We start from the raw sequence: 9,520 nt of genomic DNA, 5'->3' as shown, positions 1-9,520 counted from the left end.
ATTTATGAAATTGTGGAGTCGGAGGTAATCGCGAGTGCATGATAGTCTTCCCGCGCTTCGAGTTGAAGTGAGAATATTTTTTCATCCTCTTTGGGATTCCAAGCGAAGAGAGCACGACTGCTTTCCTGAGCAAGACGTTGGGTGAAAATTTGGAGATTGGCGAATAGATCGTCGCTTCGAACGTCTGCTAATTGCTCTCCCGACTCTAACTGGAGAAGAACCGAGAACAACTGGTAGCCCATCAGCAGAGACTCACCTTCGGCGTTGTCGGGACGGGTAAAGATTAGTCGGATTTGACGTGCCAGTCGTGGCACCGCTTTGTCTAAATTCGCAGGAAGTTCCGGCTCCAGACGAAAATGTTCCAAATCCAGTTGTGTCCAGAATTTGGTTTCCGTGGGTGTTCTGGTGGGGAGGCGCAACGCCACCTTGCCGATCCTCCTGAGCGCTAACAGTGGCAGGTCTTCTAGATGAGAAATCCCCCTAACAATTTTTTCGCAGAGAATGGAATTCTCTGCGGAAGATCCGTCGCTGGCTTTTCGAAAATCCGAAAGATAACGCCCTCCGGCAAGACCAAGGGCGTCAGCGCTGCCACCAAGTTTTTCCAAATCGTCGGTTGTTGCCTCGAAAAATGCTGACCTCCGCAATGACGCAAGGTGTGAACGAGCTGCATCATTTTTCGCTCCGTGAGGGAACGGGGTCTTCGCAAGGAGGTGTCGGTCAAGGTTGCTATGAGCCTCCAGTGAGGGATCTAGCTCAGACAATTCCCGGAGCAGATCCCCCTGTCGAAAAGGAGAATCCGGATTGAACGCCATGTCACCGATTCGGGTAATTGAAGCTCCATTTCCATCCTTCGTGTGGAAATTCGCATGTAGCTCAACGCACGAATGAACTCCAAATAGAATGTAGCTAAGCGTTCCTCGAAGCTCGCGTGCCGTAATGTGGACATTCCCGCGCTGATGAACTGCTTGGAGTGCCTCGTGGATGCGCTCCCGAATCCGAGAGCCTCGTGCTGAGCTCCCGTCCATCAGCGAGTGTGCCATCGGTCCTGCGGTGCAGCGATCCCAGGCTGTGCACGATAGACAAGGATTCCATATTGCCTTTGCCTGATCGCCCCCGATAAGAGAAGTTATCAAGTCATTGATGAAATCCGATTCGCACTGCCCGTCACCAGTGCGCCCTCCAACAAGCGATCGGTGGTTCAGGCTGATAAACCGAAGGTGTGGAGGAAGCTCGGTATCTGCATCATTCGATAGAAATGCCGCTAACGATTCGAGGAGCTCCCCCTTCGTTCCTGTAGCCTGCTTTTCGTCCAGCCACTGGAGAAGGCGCCCGTCGTTGATGGCCAGCAAATGCGTTCTCCGTTCGAGGGGTGCGCCGTCGAGGAAAGGCAATAGGATTTCGTCCAACAACTCATCGGCAGAGCGCTCTTTCCATGCGGCTGAGCCATCCAGATTGGCTCTGAGTTCCATCCCATCTGAAGTGACATGTGTCCATACCCGCTGGTCGGAAGGAACTTTTCCCGCCCCGCATTCCTGACCGATGCGCTGCAAAAGCGCCGTCTTCCCGTCCCCAGCATTTCCACAAAGAATCAGAAGTCGGAGTTTTCCAGATCGAATATCTCCGACCAACTCATCTTCAAGTGCGGTTCTCACGTAGGTGGCGGTCGCAAAATCACTATCTAGGCCTCGCGTCTCAATGTTTCCTCCCGGTGAACCGGGGTAGACGGAAAGCAGTTGATTCAGCCACGGGACAACGTTTGGCGTCTTGACATCAGCGGGGGGAACTGGCTCTTGTTGCGGAGGTGTTTTTTCCTCTGTTGAGCTTGGCTCCGATGTGACAGTGTGTTGCTCTAGCCACTGCACGGCCTCAAGCGCATCTTTGAACCGCTGATCACGATCTGGATTGGTGGCACGGTCCAAAAATTCAACCATCTCGCCGAGTAATTCACGGGCATCCCCAGACCAGTTAAGTCCTCCCGCTTTTAGTTGAGCTCCATTTGATTGTCGGAACGGGGTGTCGGTGTCGAACAGCACGGAGTATAAACTCGCAGCAAGCGCATAGACATCGTCTGAACCGGTATGTAAGCCGTTTTGCTCAGACTCCGGGGAACTGAATGGGTGAGCTCCGGTGGTCCATCCCTCTTTGCCAGATGGCCTTACTAGATCATAATCGGTGAGAACCAACCCATCGGGGCTATAAATCATGTTTCTAGGACTTACGTCCCCGTGAACCAACCCGGCGGTGTGCAAAGCGGCGAGCGCTTGGCATCCATCACGTAGCCATCGTGCGCAAAGTTCAGCAATACTAGAAAGCCCGGCCTCTTGAACCGCCAGCCCGGCCAGCCCATCCCGCAGACCTGACAACGGCTCGCGCTCCACCCATTGGAGCAGCGCCATTACCCTGTCTTGTTGCCACTCATCAGCAATCTCAAAGACTGTTGCCAACCTAGAGTGCTGAGAATGTTGCCTTGCCTTGCGATATGCTTCCAAAGACTTGTCGCCAGCTTCTTTCGTGAAAATCACTTTGGCGACAAACTCTCCATAATAACCTTCATCAGGATTGGAACTCAATTCCCCAACTTTGAAGGTTCTCCCGATACCACCCGCTCCGAGACTGGCAATGATTTCCAATTTTCGTCCTTTGAATAAAACTTGGGTGCCTTCGCACCAGAATTCGGCCCGTGGGACATGGGGTTCTCTATTATGAACAAGGGCTGTAGCCTCCACTGGTTTGATCAAAAGTTCCAGTTCCGCTTTCAAATCAGCGGCAGAAATTCTCAATGCAGGGTCGTCGGTGAGGCCTTTGGACAAAAGCAAATCGGCGGCATCCTCACCCCCCAGAGCACTCCTTAGCGAGGCACACAGAGAGTAGACGTCTGAACACATTGACGCTTTCGACAAGTCCTCACCGGCAAGCTCGGGTGCGATCCACTCCGGAGGTAAGGTGTCTATTCGCCTCGGCGGCAAAGTGCGTGTGAACGCCGCTCTCGCAACGTCGAAGCCAGTGAAGATAGGTCGATTTTTCGCGCCCACTAGAATTGATTCTGGAGACAAATTCCGGTGCACGATCTGGGTGTCATCCTCATCCTTGGAGCCATGAATCTCCGCGAGGGCATCTGCTGCAGCTACGGCGAACTGGATGCGTTCTTCTAAAGACCATTTGGGATCAGCTCCTCGTTTTTTCAGGGATGGGGCACCCGGGTCAAAAACTGAAAACATGCAAACTTCACCAGGAAATCCCGGGACGTCTTGGAACGAATCTCGAGTTTTGGGAACGTAGCGGCACTTTTGCAGTTCTTGAAGAACCCTGAATTCACGCTCGGCCAGCCTTCGAGGTTCCTTGTCTTGTGTGTCCGAAAGATCATACAAATGAAGAATCACCTTTTCACGGGTCCGCCTATGCAGAGCCTTAAATATTCGGTGAAATCGGTCCTCTCTGGGCGATATGAGTTCCATGTTCTGGTAGTCGCCGACTGTGCGCAACTTGCCATCAGTATGAAGACGCGCCCTTGGTTGAATGGCTTCAACGATAAGCTGGACCTGATTTGGTGAATAGGACCTCTGTAAGAGCTTGCTTAACTCCGCCTGAGAAGATTTCAGCGTCCATATCGGTGCTCCTGCCAGCTTTGGGGGCGGTGCTTGATTTGATTCTCTTGTAAATAAGAAACACTGCTCAGCATGGAGTTTGATCCCTGACAATTCCCGGCGAAGAAGTGTGCCAACACGTTCCGTCTTGGACTTCAGAATGCGTGCCTCATCTTCTGCTCGGTCTGCATTATCTCGCACCCAGGCAGCGTCCCAATGTTTCACCTCAATCACGTAAACTCCCGGGGGCCCAATGGCAATTACATCAATCTCACTGGGTTGTCTGTCTTGGCCAGTAATGAGCGACAGGTTTGACAAAAGCACCCAATCGCTACTGAGGATGCATTTTAAACGCTCAAGTGCCCGCTCTTCGCTCTGGTTGGCAAAGGGACCGCAAATTATGTGTCGAGCTGGCATCAGGATTTGGTTGGGATTCTATAAGGGTGTAAACGTAGTGCAGTCAAATAGGGTTTGGGTAGTAAATATTCAATTATATTGGGAATCGAAGCCTGAACTTTGGAAGCAATTCACTTTGGAGGTGAAATCGAGCAGCAGAATTTGATCAAACCCAATAGCTAAAGAAAAGCCCTCTCCTTTGAGAGGGCTTTTCTGTGTTACGTGCTGGTCTGTCTAGGCAATCACAGATCCAGCTGGCGGGTGGCGTTGGGGGAACGCTCCGCGTGGGTGGCGTGGCGGGCGCGGCCTTCGGACCAGCGGCGCAGGCGGGCAATGTCTTCGTCCATCAGGTTCGCTAAGGGGACGGTTTCCACCATGGCCATGCCAAGGTCGAACTCAGCGACTTCGCGGTTCTCGGCGAACGCGCGGTGCATGGCATCCACGAAGCACTGGTCGATCTCGGCTCCAGTGAACGTCGATGTGCCGCGGGCGAGGCGGACGCTGTCGAAGTCCGTGGGTTTGCGTCCGTATTTGGCGATGACAATGTCCCAGATGTCGGTGCGTTCCCGCTGGTTGGGCAGGTCCACAAAGAACAACTCGTCGAACCGGCCTTTGCGGAGGAGCTCGGGTGGGAGTTGAGACACGTCGTTGGCGGTGGCCACCACGAACACCGGCTTCTGTTTCTCCTGCATCCAGGCGAGGAACGATCCGAACACGCGGGCGGAGGTGCCGCCATCGGTGGATGAACCGCGACTTCCAGCGAAGGCTTTCTCCAGCTCGTCCATCCAAAGAACGCAGGGTGCGATGGCTTCGGCAGTTTGAATGACCTGACGCAGGTTGGCTTCGCTCTGACCGACCAGGCCGGCGAAGATGCGCCCGGCGTCGAGTCGGAGCAGTGGCAACCCAAACGCTGAGGCGCTGGCTTTGGCGGTGAGGGATTTGCCGGTGCCGGGGACGCCGACGATCAGCAGACCCTTGGGGGGAGGCAGGCCGAAGTCGGTGGCGCGTTGGCTGAACGCGTGCCGCCGTTGCAGTAGCCATTTCTTGAGGGCGTCGAGTCCACCGATGGCATCCAGGGATGGCTGGTGGTCGACGACTTCAAGCAGGCCACCCTGTTTGAGGGCGTTGGCTTTCTCCCGGGCGATGATGGCCGGGGTGATGGTGTTGGACTCGACCAGGGACAACGCGAACGCGTTCTCCGCTTCGATGGTCGTGAGGCCGGTGGCGGCTGCAATGGCGGCTTCTTCGAGTTCGGGGCTGAGCGTTGGTTGCTCAGCAGAACTGAGGATGCCTTGGAGGACCTGAGCGAGTTGGGTTTTGTCGGGCAGAACGAACGGCAGCTTGAGGATGTCGTGATGGACTTCCTTGGGCAGTGGGTGTTCGCAGCCAAGCAGGATGAGCGTTTTGCCTTGGGCTTTGGCTCGTTGCAGGCCATCGCGCAGTTTACGGATCAGCATGGGGTCGCCATCCTGAAGGTAAAGAGCGAAGTCGCGCAGGATGATGATCCGGCGTTCTTCCAAGGCTTCGATGGCGTCGAGGGCTTCCATGGGATCGGCCACATCGCGGACATGACCGTTGCTGGTGTCCAGCAATCCTTGGGTGGCGCTCCAGACGTGGAGACGTCGGTCGAGGGATTCGGCGGCAGATTTGATTTCCGCTTCGGCACGTTGCTCTTCAGCGGTGATAACAAAAAGGGCCGGATAACCGGCCCTCACATAGGTTTCAAGTTGGGTTTTCATGATGAGTTTATGGCATGGTGGTTGGTGGTGGTGATGGAAGGGGTGGAGGTTGATTGAGCATCAGCGTGTTAAAATGCTGATGCTCCCAGTCGAGGCAGGTCTGACGCGAAGGGTTCGCGAACGAAACCTGGGATGAGTTTTCAAGACGGACCTCCCATTGCTGGGTGTCCGGGTTGAACTCGATGGTGCTGGCGCGGGTGATGTGGAGTTTGCCTAGTTGTTGGAAGTCGATGGCTTCCGTAAACAGGCTGACCACCACACCACCCGGTTGCACGGTTAAGACGTGACTTGATCCAGACATGTGAGCATGCGGTTGAGTCGTTGAATGGCGGGAACGGCGAGCTTTTTGGCCTCGCCGCTGCCGTTGGTGAACCAGCACAGGTCGCCACTGACATCGCGCCATTGCACTTCCACCACACCCAACGGGGTGCGGATCTCGGCGCGGAACGGACGTTCCTGCCGGTCGAAGTTTACTTGGGAGATGCGTGGGTTCATGTGCCTTGGGTTTGTTGGTTGGACTGATGGGTTTGGTTGGCCGCTTTCTGGTAGAACTCGGGCTTGCGTGTGCGTTGACGCACGATGCCGAGGGCTTGTTCCAGATCGCGGGTGGCTTGTTCGCAGTCGCTGCCCTTGAACCCGGACGCTTCGATGGCAATAGCGCCACCGGGAGCAATGGTGATTTCAAGGGTTTGCTTCTGCTGCTGACGGTGCCGGTGGTGTGACGTGGGCATGGATTGTTATGAACCTCCGAGGATGAGTTTGATGTTGCCGTCCTGTTCCTGGCGTCGGGTGACACGCAGGTGTTTCTTGCGGGCTTCACGCATGGTCTTGTGGACGGCGTAAAGCTGAAGCAGGTGGCCGTAGTCTTTGCCGACTTCCTTCTCCACGTGGCCATCCCACCAGTCGGTGGAGAGTTCATAGGAGTCGGAGTCAGTGAGCTTCTTGGCTGCGATGTCGTAGGGACCGCGAAGGCGGATCACGTAATCGCCGTGGCGTTGCTGGTTAAGGAACCCGCGAGCGTTGGCGTTCTGCTCAAGGCCGACACCGAGTTCGGTGCAGGCATCTTGCAAAGCAGCCACATCGCGGATCTGAGTTTGAATGGTGACGAAGTGAGACATGTTTCAAAAGGCTAAAGGATGAAGGCTAAAGGATAAAACTGAGGGTTATGAAGGCAGAGCATCTGCTACTTGAGCTGGAGTTGGCGGCGGCCGAGTTGGCCGAAGCGTTCCACCAGTTCACGGGTGTCTTGTTGGGCAAGGTGCCGGGCGTGATCGCGCATCCGTTCAAGACCTCGGGTGAGGTTTTGTTGGGCGGCGTGGTTCTGCCGGTAGTCGGCGGCACTGCGGTTGAGCAGTTCACGGCGGATGCCTTCGAGTTGAGCTTCCATGGCGTCGTCGCCGGCGAAGTTAAGTTGCCGGAACTGGTCAATGAAGTTGCTCAAGCGGTTGAGGGTGCGTTGATGCACGCCGTCGGTTTTTCCGCTTTGCATGGAAGCGAGCATTTCATCGCAGAGCTGTGCCGTCTGCTGTCGCAGGGTGGTGACACACTCAGCGATGAACGTTTCGGTTTCCTGACGCATGCGCGTGCTGGCTTCATTGGCTGCCAGTCGGCGGGCTTCGGCGATGGCGTTTTGCTCACCGAGGTCGAGCATTTGCAGGGAGATGTCCTGTGGAGCGCTGACCTGGAACATGCGCACATCAAACCCAAAGGTCTTCTCCAGTTTGTGGGCTGGAGGGTAGGACTGCTGGATGGTGTGGATGAGTTGGTCGGGATCCGAAGACAGGCGCTGGGCCATGTCAGTCCATTCCCGCAAGGCGGTGTCGCGATTGTGCTGATACTGGTTGAGGAACTGTTGCCGGGCCTGTTGGAACTCGCGTTCGAACTGGGCCAACGCGCTTTGCACGTCGGCGATTCTGCCGTTGGGCATGAATCGGGCGAGCCCGCCAAGGAACGAGAACGTGTTGTTGTCGACCAACGCATGCACACGGCCTTCGATGAGGGCGAGTGGTGCGAGGGTTTCCTTTGGGAGGAGTCGTTTGTGGCCGAGGCTGACGAGACGGGCATTGACCTGTCCCGGCTCGATACCAAGGTCGGGTGCGTCGAGTTTGCGGCAGCCGCGCCAATATCGCACGGAGACGTGGATGAGCACGCCTTCGCGGGTGAGGGCGGTGATGATATCGGGGGTTTGCTGGAGTTGGTGTTTTCGATCTGACATGGTGGTCATGGTGGGTTGGGTGTTTAAGCAGCACCCCAAAACGCCGAGACCCGCCGGATGCGCGGGCATCACTGGCGGGTCTCAGGCTTGGGGGATGTGGTGGTGTTTTTGTATTTTAGAGCGGGACCTTTTGCAGCGTTCGCAAGGTGTTGCGGAACGATTGCAGGTCTCGCGTGGTGCTGCGGCGATCCGCGCGCATTTGTTTGACCGTGTTGGTCAACGAGTTGATCGTGCCAAGGGAACTACGAAGTGTTTCTTTGACGGCGTTGATCTGTTGAAGCGCTTCCTCAAACGGATCCTCGGTTGGTGAGGGTTCTGGTTGAAGGCGTGGGGATTGCGGTGGTGTAGGTATTGGATGGTATGGGGTTCGTGGTGCTGATGGAGGTGGCAATGGTGCCGGGGATTCACGCCGTGGTGGAGGTGTGGTCGATGGTCTCTCTGATGGGTTCGCGGCTTGGGCGCGTATCGGCATGACGATCATCTGTTTTCCCCCGGACGTGAATCGCAGAGGCGAGATGTCATCAATGAGATGAATGGCCGATAATCCGAATTGCAAAGCCTTGGTGAGCAAAGTGCGATTGCAGAAGACCGTCATGTCAGGCCCTTCGCCTTTGAGCAAGGGAACCGGACGCGCCAGCCATTCACCGAGGATCTGTTCCTTGGCCTTCAGGCACAGGCGGTTGTTCCTCCAGCTCAATCCGATCGTTCTGAACTTGTCGTCGTGACAAGGCAGTGAATCGATTATCTGAAGCACTTGATCCAGTTTCCCGGGATCAAGCTGGAGTATGCATCGGGTATGTTTTGCATCGGGCACCACCTGTTTCCAGTTGGGATAGTTGCCGCCGATTTGTTTGGTAATGAATCTCCAGCGTCGGCTGTTGATTTGCACCAGTGGTGATTCGTCCTTGTTGAGAGGTTCGCCGACTTTGAGTTGCCACTCGCCGTCCAGATTGAAGTCGCGCCATCCCAGGAACTTGTGTTTAGGAATGTTGAGCGGAACGTTCATCGCGAGATTGAATGAGTTGCTGCTGTAGAGGTGGCGGCCATCGGTAGCGACGATGTAATGGGCGTCGGGCTTGGTGGTGTCGATGAAGGCTCCGTGCAGGACGTAGCGGGATTCATCAGTGCTGGCGCAGGCCATCGCTTCATGGAGGCTGGTTCGCATGTTGTCAGGCAAGGGAACGGCTTTGCCACGCACCTTGGGGATTTCAGGGAACTCGCCTGTGGGAACGGAGTTGATCTTGGCTTCTCCGGTTCCATTGGCGACGCTGAACTTCACGAGCGTGTGATTCGGCGAGCCGGGTGAGAGGAGCAGGGTTTCATTCTTCGCACAGGCTTTGGTGAGGCGCTGGAGTTCGTCGTAATGAGCGAGAACGACCAGAGGCTCGCCTTGGGATGGCTGCTCGAAACGAACGGTGACAAAGCGGTCAAGGTCGGTGCCGGTGAGGCACAGCCAGCCGTCCTTGTTGCGTTCGATGTGGATCATCTGCAACGCCGGCAGTGTGGCGTGGCGATTGATGATTTTGGAAAGCCCGGTGAGGGCGGATTTAAGTTCTGCGATGGGCAGTGGGATGGGGTTCATAATT

Annotated in this window: 8 protein-coding genes; all 8 read right to left on the bottom strand. The window is 55.7% G+C overall.

Translation table 11 applies throughout. The annotated features are described in order from the left end of the window. Positions 1-2 precede the first annotated feature (2 nt). Positions 3-4,001 (bottom strand): protein kinase domain-containing protein, encoded by a 3,999-nt coding sequence (locus FEM03_RS05905; protein ID WP_138085266.1) that lies wholly within the window; start codon positions 3,999-4,001, stop codon positions 3-5. 221 nt (positions 4,002-4,222) lie between these two features. Further along, positions 4,223-5,719, bottom strand: a complete 1,497-nt coding sequence (locus FEM03_RS05900; RefSeq protein WP_138085265.1) for an AAA family ATPase — start codon at positions 5,717-5,719, stop codon at positions 4,223-4,225. A 7-nt stretch (positions 5,720-5,726) separates the two neighbouring features. Beyond that, a complete protein-coding gene (locus tag FEM03_RS05895) occupies positions 5,727-6,020 on the bottom strand; it encodes a hypothetical protein (protein ID WP_138085264.1) in 294 nt (97 codons plus the stop codon). Further along, complete coding sequence (locus tag FEM03_RS05890; RefSeq protein ID WP_138085263.1) at positions 5,996-6,214, bottom strand: hypothetical protein; 219 nt, start codon at positions 6,212-6,214, stop codon at positions 5,996-5,998. The genes FEM03_RS05895 and FEM03_RS05890 overlap by 25 nt, the downstream gene beginning before the upstream one ends. Continuing rightward, complete coding sequence (locus FEM03_RS05885) at positions 6,211-6,450, bottom strand: DUF2997 domain-containing protein (RefSeq protein ID WP_138085262.1); 240 nt, start codon at positions 6,448-6,450, stop codon at positions 6,211-6,213. Before FEM03_RS05885 ends, FEM03_RS05890 begins: the two co-directional genes overlap by 4 nt. 6 nt (positions 6,451-6,456) lie before the next feature. After that, positions 6,457-6,837 carry a DUF1257 domain-containing protein gene (locus FEM03_RS05880; protein ID WP_138085261.1) on the bottom strand — a complete coding sequence of 127 codons (381 nt, stop codon included), beginning with the start codon at positions 6,835-6,837 and terminating at the stop codon, positions 6,457-6,459. Positions 6,838-6,902: 65 nt separating this feature from the next. Further along, the gene (locus FEM03_RS05875) at positions 6,903-7,943 is read right to left on the bottom strand and encodes a DUF3150 domain-containing protein (protein WP_166442654.1); all 1,041 of its coding nucleotides are present in this window, start codon (positions 7,941-7,943) and stop codon (positions 6,903-6,905) included. Between the two features lie 106 nt (positions 7,944-8,049). Continuing rightward, positions 8,050-9,516 (bottom strand): beta clamp domain-containing protein, encoded by a 1,467-nt coding sequence (locus tag FEM03_RS05870; RefSeq protein ID WP_138085259.1) that lies wholly within the window; start codon positions 9,514-9,516, stop codon positions 8,050-8,052. Positions 9,517-9,520 lie beyond the last annotated feature (4 nt).

This window comes from Phragmitibacter flavus, from assembly GCF_005780165.1.
Classification (GTDB): domain Bacteria; phylum Verrucomicrobiota; class Verrucomicrobiia; order Verrucomicrobiales; family Verrucomicrobiaceae; genus Phragmitibacter; species Phragmitibacter flavus.
This window is presented reverse-complemented; position numbering and strand designations above follow the sequence as displayed.

Excerpts from the sequence above, each read along its gene's own strand:
- FEM03_RS05905 (WP_138085266.1), bottom strand. The coding sequence starts at position 4,001 with ATGCCAGCTCGACACATAATTTGCGGTCCCTTTGCCAACCAGAGCGAA.
- FEM03_RS05900 (WP_138085265.1), bottom strand. The coding sequence starts at position 5,719 with ATGAAAACCCAACTTGAAACCTATGTGAGGGCCGGTTATCCGGCCCTT.
- FEM03_RS05895 (WP_138085264.1), bottom strand. The coding sequence starts at position 6,020 with ATGTCTGGATCAAGTCACGTCTTAACCGTGCAACCGGGTGGTGTGGTG.
- FEM03_RS05890 (WP_138085263.1), bottom strand. The coding sequence starts at position 6,214 with ATGAACCCACGCATCTCCCAAGTAAACTTCGACCGGCAGGAACGTCCG.
- FEM03_RS05885 (WP_138085262.1), bottom strand. The coding sequence starts at position 6,450 with ATGCCCACGTCACACCACCGGCACCGTCAGCAGCAGAAGCAAACCCTT.
- FEM03_RS05880 (WP_138085261.1), bottom strand. The coding sequence starts at position 6,837 with ATGTCTCACTTCGTCACCATTCAAACTCAGATCCGCGATGTGGCTGCT.
- FEM03_RS05875 (WP_166442654.1), bottom strand. The coding sequence starts at position 7,943 with ATGACCACCATGTCAGATCGAAAACACCAACTCCAGCAAACCCCCGAT.
- FEM03_RS05870 (WP_138085259.1), bottom strand. The coding sequence starts at position 9,516 with ATGAACCCCATCCCACTGCCCATCGCAGAACTTAAATCCGCCCTCACC.